At 57.1% G+C, this 15,907-nt stretch carries 11 protein-coding genes and 1 tRNA gene; 3 read left to right on the top strand and 9 right to left on the bottom strand.

Going from position 1 to position 15,907, the window contains the following annotated elements:
* The 9 genes from ACH2EM_RS08595 to ACH2EM_RS08555 all read right to left on the bottom strand — a co-directional run bounded on the left by ACH2EM_RS08595 (position 1) and on the right by ACH2EM_RS08555 (position 13,553).
* Positions 1 to 1,977: a type IIA DNA topoisomerase subunit B gene (locus tag ACH2EM_RS08595; protein ID WP_395151887.1), complete on the bottom strand. Its 1,977-nt coding sequence runs from the start codon at positions 1,975 to 1,977 to the stop codon at positions 1 to 3.
* Between the two features lie 525 nt (positions 1,978 to 2,502).
* Complete coding sequence (locus ACH2EM_RS08590) at positions 2,503 to 3,555, bottom strand: hypothetical protein (RefSeq protein WP_395151885.1); 1,053 nt, start codon at positions 3,553 to 3,555, stop codon at positions 2,503 to 2,505.
* A gap of 29 nt (positions 3,556 to 3,584) precedes the next feature.
* Entirely contained in the window at positions 3,585 to 5,690 is a 2,106-nt protein-coding gene (gene ftsH, locus ACH2EM_RS08585) for an ATP-dependent zinc metalloprotease FtsH (protein WP_395151883.1), read from the bottom strand.
* 105 nt (positions 5,691 to 5,795) lie between these two features.
* Positions 5,796 to 6,341: a hypoxanthine phosphoribosyltransferase gene (gene hpt / locus ACH2EM_RS08580; RefSeq protein ID WP_395151881.1), complete on the bottom strand. Its 546-nt coding sequence runs from the start codon at positions 6,339 to 6,341 to the stop codon at positions 5,796 to 5,798.
* Positions 6,338 to 7,690 carry a tRNA lysidine(34) synthetase TilS gene (gene tilS, locus ACH2EM_RS08575; protein ID WP_395151879.1) on the bottom strand — a complete coding sequence of 451 codons (1,353 nt, stop codon included), beginning with the start codon at positions 7,688 to 7,690 and terminating at the stop codon, positions 6,338 to 6,340. The genes hpt and tilS overlap by 4 nt, the downstream gene beginning before the upstream one ends.
* Positions 7,683 to 9,077 (bottom strand): replicative DNA helicase, encoded by a 1,395-nt coding sequence (dnaB, locus tag ACH2EM_RS08570; protein WP_395151877.1) that lies wholly within the window; start codon positions 9,075 to 9,077, stop codon positions 7,683 to 7,685. Before dnaB ends, tilS begins: the two co-directional genes overlap by 8 nt.
* Before the next feature lie 88 nt (positions 9,078 to 9,165).
* Entirely contained in the window at positions 9,166 to 9,612 is a 447-nt protein-coding gene (rplI, locus tag ACH2EM_RS08565) for a 50S ribosomal protein L9 (protein ID WP_395151875.1), read from the bottom strand.
* A 65-nt stretch (positions 9,613 to 9,677) separates the two neighbouring features.
* Entirely contained in the window at positions 9,678 to 11,672 is a 1,995-nt protein-coding gene (locus ACH2EM_RS08560) for a DHH family phosphoesterase (protein ID WP_395151873.1), read from the bottom strand.
* A gap of 42 nt (positions 11,673 to 11,714) precedes the next feature.
* Positions 11,715 to 13,553, bottom strand: coding sequence for a ribonuclease J (locus ACH2EM_RS08555; RefSeq protein ID WP_395151871.1), 1,839 nt, complete (start codon positions 13,551 to 13,553; stop codon positions 11,715 to 11,717).
* 430 nt (positions 13,554 to 13,983) lie between these two features.
* On the opposite strand from ACH2EM_RS08555, the gene rnhA reads away from it, so the two are divergent.
* The 3 genes from rnhA to ACH2EM_RS08540 all read left to right on the top strand — a co-directional run bounded on the left by rnhA (position 13,984) and on the right by ACH2EM_RS08540 (position 15,858).
* Entirely contained in the window at positions 13,984 to 14,433 is a 450-nt protein-coding gene (rnhA, locus tag ACH2EM_RS08550; RefSeq protein WP_395151869.1) for a ribonuclease HI, read from the top strand.
* A gap of 36 nt (positions 14,434 to 14,469) precedes the next feature.
* Positions 14,470 to 15,537 (top strand): tRNA 2-thiouridine(34) synthase MnmA, encoded by a 1,068-nt coding sequence (gene mnmA / locus ACH2EM_RS08545; protein WP_395151867.1) that lies wholly within the window; start codon positions 14,470 to 14,472, stop codon positions 15,535 to 15,537.
* A 244-nt stretch (positions 15,538 to 15,781) separates the two neighbouring features.
* Positions 15,782 to 15,858, top strand: a tRNA-Asp gene (locus tag ACH2EM_RS08540).
* The last annotated feature ends 49 nt before the right edge of the window (positions 15,859 to 15,907 follow it).

Below are 15,907 nucleotides of genomic sequence, written 5' to 3'. Positions count from 1 at the left end.
TTACGACAAATCCAAATCGTCCAGATATTCGGCGCCATGCTGGGCAATGTGCTCCTTACGGCCTGCCAGGTTGTCGCCCAAAAGCAGGTCAAACATGGCGGCGGTATGCTCCACACCCTCCGGCTCCACCTTAATCAGGCGGCGGCTTTCCGGGTTCATGGTGGTGAGCCACATCATTTCCGGGTCGTTTTCGCCCAGACCCTTAGAGCGCTGGATGGTGTACTTCTGGCCTTGAATGCGTTCCAGAATATTCGCCTTTTCCGGCTCGGTGTATGCAAAGTAGGTTTTGGTTTTGGTGCCGATTTCATACAGGGGGCTTTCTGCAATGTAAACATACCCTTCCTGAATGAGGGTGGGCACCAGGCGGTAAAGCATGGTAAGAATCAGGGTGCGAATCTGGTAGCCGTCCACATCTGCGTCGGTACAGATTACCACCTTGTTCCAGCGCAGATTTTCCAGGTTAAAGGTGGCCAAATCTTTTTTGGCCTTTCCGCCCAGCTCCACCCCGCAGCCCAGCACCTTGATCAGGTCGGTGATAACCTCCGATTTAAAAATGCGGTCATAGTCTGCCTTCAGGCAGTTCAAAATCTTACCACGAACCGGCATAATTGCCTGATACTCGGAATCACGGCTGGTTTTTACCGCACCCATGGCCGAGTCACCCTCCACGATATACAGCTCCCGGCGGCTTACATCCTTGGTGCGGCAGTCCACAAACTTCTGCACCCGGTTGGCAATATCAATCTGGGAGGTCATGGTTTTTTTGATGCTCTGGCGGGTTTTTTCGGCGTGTTCCCGGCTTTGTTTGTTGATGAGCACCTGCTGGCAGATTTTTTGGGCATCCTCCGGATTTTCCAAAAAGTACACTTCCAGATTGTGCTTCAAAAACTCGGTCATGGCCTGGGCCACAAACTTGTTGTTGATGGCCTTTTTGGTCTGGTTTTCGTAGCTGGTGCGGGTGGAAAAGGTGTTGGAAACATACACAAGGCAATCCTGCACATCGTTGAAGGTAATTTTGCTCTCGTTTTTTTTGTACATTCCCTTGCTTTTGAGGTACCCGTCAATCTGGTTCACAAAGGCAGTGCGCACAGCCCGGTCGGGGCTGCCGCCATGCTCCAGCCAGCTGGAGTTGTGGTAGTATTCCAGCTTCTGCACCTTGTTGGAAAAGCAGAACGCTGCACTCATCTTCACTTTATAGTCCGGCTGGTCCTCCCGGTCCCGGCCCACAGCCGAGGATTCGCAGTACCGCACCGGGGTCAGGTAGTCCAGCCCCACGGTTTCGTTGACATAATCCTCAATGCCCTTTTGGTAGCAGAACTCCTGGGTGATGGGTTCTGCCCCGGTGCGGTCGTCCAGTACCAGGGTAAGGCCTGCATTCACCACCGCTTGGCGGCGCATGGTATCCACAAAATATTCGGTGGGAACATCCACCTCGGTAAACACCTGGGTGTCCGGCTTCCAGCGGATGATGGTACCGGTGCGGCGGCCCTTGTAGGGTTCCTTTTCCAGCTGGCCTACCGGCTCACCGGATGCAAATTCCAGATGATAATGGAAGCCATCCCGGTAGACATCGGCCTTCATCCATTCGCTGGCATACTGGGTGGCGCACAGACCCAGGCCGTTCAGACCCAGAGAAAATTCATAGTTGTCTTCCCCGGCAGAATATTTGCCGCCGGCGTACATCTCGCAGAACACCAGCTCCCAGTTGTAACGCTCCTCGTTGGGGTTGTAATCCACCGGGAGACCCCGGCCAAAGTCCTCCACCTGCACACTGCCATCCTTGAACCGGGTGAGCACAATGCGGTCGCCATGGCCTTCACGGGCTTCGTCGATGGAGTTGGACAGGATTTCAAAAATGGAGTGGGCACAGCCGTCCACACCGTCCGACCCAAAGATAACGGCCGGCCGCTTTCGCACCCGGTCTGCACCCTTCAGGCTGGAAATGCTCTGGTTGCCGTATTCCTGTTTTTTCGCCAAGGTTGGTACCTCCCTTTCTGTAAATCCCCTTGCAAGGGCTAGTGCCGGCAGGTTCCACCGGCGGGGCAGCCCCTCTCCCAAAGGGAAAGGGGCTGTGTAACTACGGTAATGTTGAGAGGTACTTTCCTTGCAGGCAGCAGCCGGTAAATACCGCCGCCGCACTGCTTGGCAGTCCTACTCTTTATAGGCAGCCCGCTCCCATTGTGGCCCCCTTGCGGCAGATTCATTCCCTTGCTGTAAGAAGGCACCGCCCAATGGCAGGGCCGCGCATTGTTCTATTTAACCATGGCCAGCCCGCAAATGTCAAGGCCACCCCTGCCCCCATGGGCTTGCATCTGCCGCAGATTCTCCGCCGGGCGGCAGGGTTCCAACAGCTTTCGCTCCCCCTTTCTTTTGCCAGCGGCGGCGGGATTGAGCTTGACGAATTTACGCAAAAAGTCTCCCTGCCCCGGCAGATGCCGCAGACAGGGAGACTTTTCTGGATACTTTATCCTTGTTGGTTCGGCGCACAAAGGGCAGCAGATCTTACCGCATAAGCAAAAAGCCTGTGAGCGCAATCAGGCCGCAAAGCACTGCGGTGATGGGCGGTGCCCAGCGGATGATTCGCTCCGCCACCAGGTCACGGGGGTCAAATTCCTCATCGTAGCCCTCAGAGTAGTCCTCATAGCCGTCGTAACCTTCACCATCGTCGTACTGGTCGCCCTGCCAGTCCTCCTGGTCCTTCTGTACCGGCTTATCCCGATACAAATCACGGGCAGCACCAGCGGCCCGGCGGCGGGCATCCGGCACAACACGCATATCGCTGTCGTCCTCAGGCTCAGGCTGGGGCGGGGGTACATTGTAGCCCCGCTGGCCAAACTGCTGCACATAGACGCCCTCCTTTTTGAGGGGGGGCACTGCACGGGTGGTAGCCTGATCCTGTGCAGAAGAAACCAGACGGGTGGGCTGTTCATCTGCCGCAACCCGCTGGGCCGATGCACCGGTTTGCAAAAGGGTGGACAGGGTGTTTTGCAGCAGAATGCGGTCACTGCCGCACTCACTGCACCAAACACCCTCCTCCTCTCTGGGATGGAAGGCACCGCAGGCGCAGTACCAGCCCTGGTCCAGCACCTGGGGTACATACTCCAGGCCATTTTTGCGGGTGCGTTCTTCCAGCCGGGAAGCCACATCGGCCGGCAGCTTTTTGGGCGCAGGCAGGCGGGTGCGGCTAAAGCCGGTCAAATCAATAATGCCGCCATCGGCCAGGTAGGCCTCCAGCAAGTCCACCTCCACACTGCCAATGGCATCGGTCCCAATGTACACTGCATCGTCAGAGCCGAATACCTGGCCGTTGGAGGTATCCAGCCCTTGGTAGCAGAATTCATCCTGGCAGACCACAGCGCCGGTGCGGTCCTTGCATTTGAATTGCACCAGCAGAGCCACAATGGGCTGGTTGGTAATATTTTTAAAGGAAAGGCAAACCGCAATATCGCCGGTAACATCTCCTTTAAGCAGCTCCACCTTTACAAACTGAATGGGGCTGCCTTTGGTGTAATAATTGGCACGGGATTGCGCCAGAAGGTCAAAATTTTCCTCCATGGCTCTTTACTCCTTTCGATCAAACAGCATCAGTCCTGCTGCTCCGGCTGGGCCGGTTCGGCAGGCTGGGCAGGTTCAGCGGGCTGGGCCACCTGGGCAGGCTCCGCTGTCTGAGCCGGTTCAGCCGGTGCAGGTGCAGGCTCCTGCTCCAGGCTGGGCAGGCTGCCTCCCTCCATCAGGGTGCGGAACTCCTGACCGGAAAGCTTTTCACGCACCATCAGCTCTTTGGAAACGATGTGCAGCTTATCCATGTTCTCGCTCAGAATACGGCGGGCACGCTCAAAGGCTTCGTCCACAATGTCCCGAATTTCGCTGTCGATTTCCGCAGCGATGGTTTCGGAGTAGCCTTTGCCCTGGCTGAAATCACGCCCCAGGAAGGTTTCGCCTGGGTCAGAGCCGTACACCACAGGCCCCAGCCGCTCGGAGAATCCGTACCGGGTTACCATGCTGCGGGCGGTCTGGGTGGCACGCTCCAAATCGTTGGAAGCACCGGTGGAAATATCCTCCAGTACCAGGCTTTCCGCCACACGGCCGCCCAACAGGCTTACAATGCGCTCCTGCATGGCGGTTTTGGTTACATAGCTTGCATCCTTATCCGGCAGGTACATGGTAAAGCCACCGGCCTGGCCACGGGGAATGATGCTGATTTGATGCACCGGGTCGTTGGTGGGGCAGAACCAGCTGGTAATGGCATGGCCAGCCTCGTGGTAAGCGGTGAGTTTTTTCTCTTTTTCGGTCACCACACGGCTCTTCTTTTCGGGGCCTGCCACCACCTTGATGGAAGCTTCCTCGATTTCCTTTTCGGTGATGGCCTTTTTGCCCCGGCGTGCGGCCAGCAATGCGGCCTCGTTCACCAGGTTTTCCAGGTCTGCACCCGCAAAACCGGCAGTGGACTGGGCAATGGTTTTAAGGTTAACATCGGGAGCCAGAGGCTTTTTGCGGGTGTGTACCTTCAAAATCTCCTCACGGCCCTTCACATCGGGCAGACCCACATACACCTGGCGGTCAAAACGGCCAGGCCGCAGCAGGGCATGGTCCAGAATATCCGCACGGTTGGTGGCGGCAATCACAATCACGCCCTCGTTGGCGCCAAAGCCGTCCATCTCCACCAGCATCTGGTTCAGGGTCTGTTCCCGCTCGTCGTGACCGCCGCCCAGGCCGGTGCCGCGCTGGCGGCCCACGGCGTCGATTTCGTCAATAAAGATAATGCTGGGAGCGCTCTTTTTGGCCTTCTCGAACAGGTCCCGCACACGGGAAGCACCCACGCCCACATACATTTCCACAAAATCGGAACCGGAAATGGAGTAGAAGGGCACGCCTGCCTCACCGGCACAGGCCCGGGCCAGCAGGGTTTTACCGGTACCCGGAGGGCCTACCAGCAGTACGCCATGGGGAATGCGGGCACCCAGACTGTTAAAGCGGCTGGGGTCCTTCAGGAACTGAACGATTTCCTCCAGTTCTGCCTTTTCCTCATCGGCTCCTGCCACATCGGCAAAGGTGGTTTTACGCTTTTCGTCCCCCTGCTCTTTCACCTTGGCACGGCCCACATTCATGATGTTGCCGCCCTGGTTGCCCCGGAACATAAAGAAGAACAAAAAGATCATGCTGCCCACCATGACCGCCATCATCAGAATGTCGGCCCAGGGAATGCTGCTCTTAATGGGGCTGTAATCCTGGTACATGGGTGCGTCGGGGTGTGCATCGTTATAGGCCTGAATGTAAGGCTGTACATCCTCGTAAAAAATGCTAAAATAAGGCACCTGATAGGTTACCCGGTAGATGCCTTTTCCGCTGGGGAATACATCGCTGGGGTCCTGCTGAACACTGCTGCCGGTCATCAGCAGGCTCATCATGCCCCGCTGGGCATTCTGAGCAGCCGCCTTTTCGGTGTCCACAGCCTGCTTGGGCAGCTCCACCGCTCCCTCCACCAGAGCCAGCTTGATGCTGCCGGTGTTCAGGTCCATATCAAAGCCCACAACCTGCTGATTTTTAAAATAACTGAGCATTTTAGAGTAGCTCATGGGCATGGTTTGGGTGTTCATCACAGACCACAGGTTCAGTGCCAGCACACTCAATGCCAGCAGAACCACGATTAGTACGCCATTAAATTTGGGTCTCCGCTGCAAAAATCTCATCTCCTATCTGTTACGGCAAAAGGGAGATTGTGCCAATCTCCCTTTGCGCCGCTCTATCATAAGAAAACGCCTGCCAGGTTTGCCGGCAAAACAGCGTCTTATGGGTCAGTTTTCGTAAACTTCCGGCTTGAGAATTCCCACATAGGGCAGGTTGCGGTATTTTTCGTCGTAGTCCAAGCCGTAGCCTACCACGAATTCATCCGGCACCTGGTAGCCCACATAGTCTGCCTGCAGGTCCACAGCACGGCGCTCCGGCTTATCCAGCAAAGCAGCAATGCGAATGCTGGCCGGGTTGCGGCTGGCCAAAAGGCCCTTGAGGTAATTCAGGGTAATGCCGGAATCCAGAATATCTTCCACCACAAGAATATCCTTGCCGGTGAGGTCCTGGTCCAGGTCCTTGATGATTTTAACCTCGCCGCTGCTGCTGGTGCCGCTTCCGTAGGAGGAAACCACCATAAAGTCAATGGCGCAGGGCATATCGATGCAGCGCATCAGGTCTGCCAGGTAAACCACAGCGCCCTTGAGCACCGTTACCAGCACCAGATTTTTGCCCTGGTAGTCCTTGGTAATCTGTGCACCCATCTCGGCGCACTTGGCTTTGAGCTGTTCCTCGGTAAAAAGCACCTGTAAAATGTCGTTGTTCATGCTCATGTTTCTAACTCCTTTGCCCTGGGGCAGATGGTAAGGATGCGCTGGGTGTGCGGCCCAGGGCGCATATCCTCTGCGGCGCCTTCTCCCCACAGCCACACCACCTGGCTGCCTTGTGCAAGCAGAGGCAGTAGGCTGCGCTGGGCAGCTGGCACCGCTTTTTCATTGAATAGCTTTTTCAAGGTTTTGCTGCCGCCACGCCCTGCCGGACGAAACACATCCCCCGGCTGACGGGTGCGGACAGACAATGCATCACTTATTTTATCATAATCAAGGGCATTGTTTAAGCCTTTTTTGCTGGTTTGCGCAATTTTTTTCATCTGTTGGGCCTGCTGTCCTTCCAGCAAGGTCAGCTCCAGCGTATAGCCCCCCGGCAGGTGGTACACGCCGGGATGGGCAGGCGCAGGGGCCGCCGGGCTGCAAACAGCCAAATCTGCCCAGCAAATCTGGCCCTTGCGCAGCTCCAGCCGCAGGCCGGGGCCCAGCTCCACTGCACTGATTTCTCCGGCACACAACCGGTTCAAAGGCTCCAAATCCGTCTGGCGCAGGGTTCGTTTGCTGGCCACTAGCTGGGCCAATGCTTCCTGAAGAACCGGCTGGGGGGCCTGAGCCAGAATGCACCGCTCCCATCCATGGGGTGTTTTGGCCTTTTGTAGCAAGTTTGCCCCTTCCTGGGCAAAATATTGCTGCCACTGGGCCAGCCGGGTGCAAAAGTCCCCCAGGGCCTGCTGGGCTTTGGGGTTAATCTGCTCCAGCTGGGGAATGACCTTGTGGCGAATGCGATTACGGGCATATCGCTGGTCCAGATTGCTTTCATCCACCGCAAAAAGAATACCGTTTGTGCGGCAGTAATCCTCGGTGCAGGCCCGCTCCACCTCCAAAAGAGGCCGGATGTAGCCGGGCCGCTGGGCCGGGATGCCCACTGCCCCCCTGGGGCCGGTGCCCCGTGCCAGCCGAAACAGTAGGGTCTCCGCCTGGTCGCTTAGGGTGTGGGCGGTGGCAATGACCCCGGGCCGCTGCTCCAGCAGCTGGTCAAAATAGCTGTACCGCAGCTGCCTTGCCCAATCCTCACTGCGGTGCTCTGCCTGGGGCGGATGGCTGAAACAGTGGAGCGGCACGCCTCGGCCAGTACAAAATTCTTCCACCAGCTGCTGTTCCTGTAAAGCCGCCGGGCGCAGGCCATGGTTCACATGCACCGCCTCCACCTGTAGTTCAAACAGCTCCTGCAAGTTCAGCAGACAGGCCAGCAGCGCCATGGAGTCCGCTCCGCCGGATACCGCCGCAATCACCCGCTGACCGGGGTGGGTCTGCTGGGCCAGTGCACGGGCCGCTGCCCGTTCCAGCTCATGCATGGTTGTAGTCCAGGTTCACGAACCGGGTGTGGGCACCATCCCAGCCCAGGTCCACCTTGCCGGTTTCACCGTGACGGTTTTTTGCAATGATGCACTCCGCCGTGCTGGAGTTGCTCTCCTCCAGGCTTTCGCCGCTCATGGAGGCATAGTACCCTTCCCGGTACAAAAACAGCACGATGTCTGCGTCCTGCTCGATGGAACCGGAGTCACGCAGGTCCGAAAGCTGGGGCCGGTGGTCGCTGCGGCCACTGCCCTTTTCCGCCGCACGGGACAGCTGAGACAGGGCAATGACCGGCACATTCAGCTCTTTTGCCATGATTTTAAGGTTTCGGGTAATATCACTGATTTCCTGCACCCGGTTTTCGGTGCGCCGGCCGCTGGTCATCAGCTGCAAATAGTCAATCACCACCAGCCCAATGGGCGCTTTGTCTGGGTCTTGGTTGATTTTGCGAATTTTTGCCTTCACCTCTGCAATGGTAATGCCAGAGGTATCGTCCATAAAAATAGGCACATCGTGGAGCACATCCATGGCGTGGGCCAAATCCTCCCAATCGCTGTTTTTCAGCGCACCGGAACGGAAGGCATGGCTGTCCACACCTGCTTCCGCCGAGAGAATACGGTTGGTAAGCTGCTCCTTGCTCATTTCCAGGCTGAAAATCGCCACCGGAATGCGACTCTTTTTGGCCACATTGGTGGCAATGTTCAGCGCAAAGCTGGTTTTACCCATACCAGGGCGGGCCGCCAGGATAATCAAATCCGAACGGCCCAGGCCGGTGAGAATACTGTCCAGATAGGTAAATCCGGTGGGGATACCTGCATATTTATCTTTATTGGGGCCTGCAATTTTTTGCAGGGTGGCCATGGTTTCCAGAAACGCATCCGAAAGGCGGGTAAGCTCCTCCCGCTTTTGGATGGAGCGGATGTCGGTGAGCTGCTGCTCCAGACTTTCCAGCAGCAATTCTGCATCCGGCCGGTCGCCGCTTTGCTTGAGCACCGACTGGGCCAGGTGCATTACCTGACGGGTAAGGTACTTATCCGCCACAATGCGGGCATACGCCTCAAAATTGCTGATGGAGGGCACCACCTCGGCCAGCCGGGCAATGTACACCTTGGCTGCCTCCAGGCTTTCAAACACACCGGTCTGGTCCACCGCATCAATCAGGGTGACTGCATCCAGTTGTTCGGTGCCAGAAAACAGCTGCACCATCTGGGTAAAGATTTCCCCATTCTGCCGGGAATAAAACATATCCGGTTTCAGGGTATTGATGAGGGCCGGCATCACCCGCTCGCTGTCCAGCAGGGCAGCCCCCAGCACCGACTGTTCCGCCTCCATGTTATAGGGCTCGGACAGTCCCATGGTTTCCAGTTCCAAATTCATATCCTGCATAGGTTTCCTTTCCCCCGCCGGGGCCGCCTAACAATTTGCCTGCGAACAAGTGCGCCCAGCGGCAACCGCTGGGCGCACCAATAGCTGATTACTGCTGCTCTTCCACCTTTACCTTAAAGGTACTGGTTACACCGGGGTGCAGCTTAACGGTGGCGCCATAGGTGCCGAACTCCTTAATGTCCCGCTCCAGTTCCACCTTGCGTTTGTCAATCTCGTGGCCAACCTGCTGGCTCAGGTGCGCTGCCACTTCCTTGGAAGTGATTTTGCCAAACAGACGGCCGCCGTTGCCCTTGGAGCGAATCAGCACAACCTTATCCTTAATGGTATCGGCCAGCTGACGAGCAGCCTCCAGTGCCTCTGCAGCGTGGTGCTCCTTGGCTTCGTTCTTGGTACGCACCATGTTCAGTGCAGTGGCATCGGCCTGGGCAGCCAGATTGCGGGGGAACAAAAAGTTGCGGGCGTAGCCGTCCGAAACCTCATGGATTTCATCTTTTTTACCGATGTTTTTAACATCCTGCTTCAAAATTACCTTCATGGTGTTACTCTCCTTTATTTCCTGTTTGCACCAGCCATACAGGGCTTTTTCCTTTTGGCGGGCACTTATAGCTCCTGAGGGCCATTTTCCTGCCGGGCTGCCTGTTCCTGGTCTGCCCGGTAAGCCGCAATGGCCTGGCGTATCTTTTGTTCGGCAGTTTGAATGTCGGTGTTTTTCAGCTGGGCACCTGCCATGGTAAGGTGTCCGCCGCCGCCCAGCTTCTCCATGATGAACTGCACATTCACAGCACCCATGCTGCGGGCAGAGATGGTTACATCGCTGCCCTTTTGCACCGCCACAAAGCTGGCCCCCACTCCATCAATGGTAAGCAGGTCATTTGCGGCCTGGGGTACCGCCACATCCATACCTGCAGGCAGCGCATCGGACGCCGAAACTGCACACCCCATGTAAAGATGGGCCGATTCCACCAGATTGCACTTTGCGGCGTATTCCTCCATGCTGGAGTTAAACAGCAGCTTCACCCGCTCGGTCATGGCGCCCATCTTTCGCAGATAGGCAGCCGCCTCAAAGGTGCGCACCCCTGTGTGCAGAGCAAAATTGCGGGTATCCAGCATGATGCCAGCCAGCAGTGCTTCCGCTTCCAGCGGGTCTGGCCGGGATTGTCCCTTATTTACATACTGAATCAGCTCGCTCACCAGCTCGCTGGCCGAGGATGCGTAAGGCTCGTGGAACGAAAGCACTGCATCCTCAATATGTCCCACCGCCTTGCGGTGATGGTCAATCACCACCACCTGACGGCATTTTTCATAAATTTCCCTGCTTTCCAGCAATCCTTTAATGTGGGTGTCCACCACAATCAGCAGAGTTTTGGGGGTAATGTAGTCCAGTGCCTTCTGGGGTGCAATAAAATCCTCCCCCCGACCGGCCCGGTCGAAGGCTTGCAGCAGGCTTTGCGCCAGCGTAGCCTCCCGCCGGATGGCAATAACAGCCGGCACATTCATGCTTTTGCAGATGCTCAGCACGCCAATGGCGGAACCCAGGCTGTCCAGATCGCTGAGCCGGTGGCCCATAATAATCACGCTGTCCGCCTGATGAATCATATCCGTGAGAGCGGTGGCAATAATCCGGCTCTTCACCCGGCTGCGCTTTTCTACACTGCGGGACACGCCGCCATAAAAAGCAAAGCCATCCGGGGTTTTTACCGCCGCCTGGTCACCGCCCCGGCCCAGGGCCATATCCAGGCTTTGCTGGGCCAGTTCCTGGCACTGGTGCAGGGTTTGGCCGCCCCGGCCCACGCCAATGGAAAGGGTCATGGGCACAGCGCAATCCAGGCTGCGCACCTGGTCCAGCAGGTCAAACTTTGCTGCCACCATCTCCCGCATATGGCGTTCTTCCACCACAGCTATGTAGCGGGCATCGCTGATGCGCCGCAAAAAACCGGTGGTATGGGCAAAATAGTCCTCCATTACCCGGTTGACTGCCTCAATCTGGCGGGCCCGCTCGGAGTCCTTCATATCTGCAAGCAGCTCGTTGTAGCCGTCAATTTCCAGCAGCATACAGGCGGGGCGGGTGGCGGAATACTCCGCTGCCTCCCACCGCAGCTGGGTTTCATCCAGCAGATACAAAATACGAACATCCTGGGACTGGCTGCCTGCGGGCTGGCTTGCGTGCACGGCATAGGTCTGCTCGCCCACGCTCAGCACCTGGCCTTTGGGCTGTGCGCATTGTTCCAAATCCAGGCCGGGCAGCACCGCTTTCAGGGGCGGAACCACCTGCTCCTGCCCCTGCAAAATGGTGGCGCAGAAGGCACGGTTGTACCAGATAATGGAACAATTGTCCACCAGGGCGGCCGGCAGCTCCAGCCCTTCCAGCCCCAGCTGGCCAGGAGCTTGTGCACCGGCACTGCGTACCATGCGGGCAACCGACCGGGTAATCGTGCGGGACAGCATCCAAAACAGCAGCGCTACCACCGCCAGCAGCGGCACCATAACCCAAAGAATGCGCAAATCCACCAAAGCCAGCAGCACGGTGAGCACCAGACATAGTACCCCCAGGGCTGCACAGCACGCTTCCAGTGTAAACCTTGGCCGTAGATGCATGGCCTTGCCTCCTTTGCAGTTTGCCCCAGCGGGCAAACACCATTAAACTTCCATCAAGATGGGCAGAATCATGGGGCTGCGCTTGGTTTTGCGATAAATATACGAAGAAAGAGCCTCCCGCACACGGGTTTTTACGCTGTTCCAATCCCGCACATGCTCACTGGCGCAGCGCTCAAAGCACTGAGAGACCAGCCGCCGGGCTTCGTCCATCAGTTCCTCGCTCTCCCGCACATACACAAATCCGCGGGATACAAGGTCCGGACCGGCTACTACCTCTCCGGTAATGCTGTCCACCGTGGCCACCACAATCACCAGACCGTCCTCCGAGAGGTGGCGGCGGTCCCGCAGTACCACATTGCCCACATCGCCCACGCTCAGCCCGTCCACCATGACGGCGCCGGAGGGTACCGGCTCGCCGGTTTTCAGCTCATCGGCACTGAGGATGATGTCCTGACCTACCTCGGCAATGTGGATATTCTTTGCAGGAATGCCCAGGCTCTCGGCGGTCATGGCGTGTTTTTTCAGCTGCTTGTACTCGCCGTGTACCGGCAGGAAGTACTTAGGCGCAGCCAGGGTGAGCACCAGTTTTTGTTCCTCCTGGCAGGCATGGCCGGATACATGCACATCGTACATGGACTCGTAAATTACCTGTGCACCCAAGCGCAGCAAACCATTTACCACCTTGGTAACCATCTTTTCGTTGCCGGGAATGGGCGTAGCAGAAATAATAATAAAGTCTCCGGGGCCTACCCGCACATTCCGGTGGCTTGCGCTGGCCATGCGGGACAGAGCACTCAAAGGCTCGCCCTGGCTGCCGGTGGTGATGAGCACCACCTTTTCGGGGGGATACTTGTTAATCTGCTCCAGATCAATGAGCACCCCTTCCGGTGCATGGAGGTAGCCCAGTTCCATGGCCATCTTGGTGTTGTTGGCCATGCTCCGGCCGGAAACAGCCACCTTGCGGCCATTCTCCACGGCCAGGTCAATAATCTGCTGCACCCGGTAGATGTTGGAGGCAAAGGTAGCAATGATGATACGCTTTTTATCTGCCTGACGGAACAGGTTGCCAAAGCTCTGGGCCACCTTGTGCTCGGTGGCGGTAAAGCCAGGCCGTTCTGCGTTGGTGGAATCGCTCAGCAGAGCCAGCACGCCCTTTTTGCCGTATTCGGCAATGGCGGCCAGGTCGGTGGGGCCATCGGACAGAGGGGTGTAGTCAATTTTAAAGTCACCCGTCTGGATGACCACACCGGCGGGGCACTCAATGGCCAGGGCCACCGCATCCGGAATGGAGTGGTTCACATGAATGGGCTCCACGGTAAAGCAGCCCAGCTTGAACTTGCGCCGGGGCTGAATTTCCACCAGCTTGGTGCGGCCCAGCAGACCGTGCTCCTCCAGCTTGTTTTTAATCAGGCCAATGGTCAGCTTGGTGGCATAGATGGGCAGATTCACCTGCTTGAGCAGATAGGGCAATGCGCCAATGTGGTCTTCGTGACCGTGGGTAATGACCACGCCCTTGATTTTATCCTTGTTTTGCACCACATAGGTGAAATCGGGGATTACCAGGTCAATGCCGAACATATCGCTGTCCGGGAATACCAGGCCGCAGTCCACAAGGAGCATATCCCCCTGGCACTCGTAGAGGGTGATGTTTTTGCCCACCTCGCCCAGGCCGCCCAGCGGGATAATGTGCATGGGGATAGCAGGGGTGCGGTTCTTTTCCTTGGGAGCCTTGCCGCCGGGTTTGCGGCTGCGGCCGTAGTAAGTGCGGCGGCGGGGTGCCTGCTGGCCATTCTCGCTGCGCTGGGGGTTGTTTTTTACGGCAGGACGGGGCTGCCGTTCTTTTTTGGGCTGTGTTCCAGCCGAGCGTTCGCTTTGGTTCATAGATTATTTTCTCCTTTACAATCAAGCCACGGACGGTGCAGAAATGCCAAAAGCTCCTGTACCGGGTTGGATTTAAGTAAGCAGCCGTGTTGCGCTGCTGGTTCAGTTTGTTTTGATGTGCGGCAGCACCTGCTACCCCACACCCGATAAAATCAGGCAATCAACAGCCTTTGGGCGCAGCGGGTCCATTTGTTCAATGCGACCGGGCCCCTTTTTTATCACGCACAAAGAGCATGGCTGCTCGTGGCATTCTGCGGCCCTGCTCGGCTAAGGCGGGTAAACTTTCCCAACCTAAAGTTGATTTCATTATACTATTTATACCAACGCCGTGTCAATTATTCCCCTTGTGGGCCGCTTTAAAACAGGCTATAATGAAACAGTAATTCGGCGGCGGCGCAGCTGTGCGCAGCCCGGCCTGCAAGGAGGCACCATGAAACACATCGAGATTTTTACCGACGGCGCTTGCAGCGGCAACCCCGGCCCAGGGGGGTGGGGTGCCGTTCTGCGCTACAAGCAGCACGAAAAAGAGCTGTCTGGCGGCGAGGCCGAAACCACCAACAACCGTATGGAGCTCACTGCTTTTATCCGGGCTTTGGAGCAGCTGAAGGAGCCTTGTCACATTACCTTTTGCAGCGACTCTAAATATGTAATAGATGGTTTAGAAAAGGGCTGGGCCAAGGGCTGGCGGGCAAGAGGCTGGAAAAAGAGCGATAAATCCCCCGCCCTTAACTCGGACCTTTGGGCCCGTCTGCTGGATTTGTGCGAGCCTCATACCATTGAATACAAATGGATTAAGGGCCACGCAGGCCACCCGGAAAACGAGCGGTGCGACCGGCTGGCTGTGGAACAAAGCAAGCGATACGGCGGCCGCCAGGCCTGACCGCACAATCCAACAAAAAAGGAGCGCATACAAACCATGAGTGAGGTACTGTTTCCCGGCAATCAGTTTTCCACCTACGAACAGCAGGACCGGGTGCTGGTGGGTGTTTCCGGCGGGGTGGACTCCGCCGTCTGCGTACATATCTTACAGGACCAGGGGTTTGCAGTGACCGGTGCGGTTATCCGTTTTTCCCCTGCCCACGACAAAGCCGTGGAGGAAGCCAAGGCCGCTGCTGCTTCGCTGGGCATTCCGCTGGAAATTATTGAAGCCGGGCCGGAATTTGAGCAAAGGGTGGTACAGCCCTTCTGCCAGGATTACTGTGCAGGCCGCACCCCCAACCCCTGCATCCTGTGCAATCCGGAGGTTAAATTCAAGCTGCTGGTGCAGCGGGCGGACGAGCTGGACATCCCCTTTGTGGCCACCGGCCATTATGCCCGGGTGGAACAAACCGAACAGGGCGAATACCGCATTGCCCGGCCGGAAAGCACCGCACGGGACCAAAGCTATATGCTGTACCGGCTGGATCAGAGCGTTTTAAGCCGCCTGTGCCTGCCCTTGGGCGAATTTGAAAAAGAGGACATCCGGGCCATGGCACGGGATCTGGGGCTGCCCTGTGCAGACAGCCCGGACAGCATGGAAATCTGCTTTATTCCGGATGGCGATTATGCCGGCTTTATTGCCCGCCGAGGCATGACCGACAAACAGGGCCGCTTTATTGGGCCGGATGGGCAGGATCTGGGCCCCCACCAGGGCGTAAGCCATTACACGGTGGGCCAGCGCAAGGGTCTGGGCATTGCACTGGGCAAGCCTGCCTTTGTAAAAGCCATTCTGCCCAGCGGAGATGTGGAACTGGGCTGGGCCGGGGAGGAATTTTTCAGCAGCATTCAGCTGGAAAACATCTGCACCCCCAGTGGTGTGCCCCTGCCTGCTGGCGACTATCTGGTAAAGGTGCGCAGCGCCGCCCCCCTCACCCCCTGCCAATTTGACGGTGAGTGCACGCTGGTATTTCAGGAGCCCACCCGTGCCCCTGCACCGGGGCAGAGTGCGGTACTCTACCAAAACAACCAGGTGGTAGGCGGCGGCATCATCGCCCGCAGCCTGTAACCTCCAGCCTGGCGGCCTTCTGTGTTTTTTACCATTTCCTTTTCTTTTGCCCTGTCCTGGTCTGCCTCCGGGACAGGGCTTTTTTTTAACCCTTTGTGCCAGCTTCATTCCGCCGTGCAAAGGGCCTTACAGCAAGGCTGTGCCGGCCATCTTAAAAAATTTTCAAAAAATTTTCAAAAACAGGGTTGACTTTCCCTGAAAGCTGTCGTATAATAATCATCGTCGCTGGTGCGGCAACGCAAGTGGCCCGGTAGTTCAGTTGGTTAGAACGCTAGCCTGTCACGCTAGAGGTCGTGGGTTCGAGCCCCATCCGGGTCGCCATTTGCTGCTATGGCTCAGGTGGTAGAGCACATCCTTGGTAAGGATGAGG

The organism is uncultured Allofournierella sp., assembly GCA_944382705.1.
In the GTDB taxonomy this organism is placed as follows: Bacteria; Bacillota; Clostridia; order Oscillospirales; family Ruminococcaceae; genus Allofournierella.
This window is presented reverse-complemented; position numbering and strand designations above follow the sequence as displayed.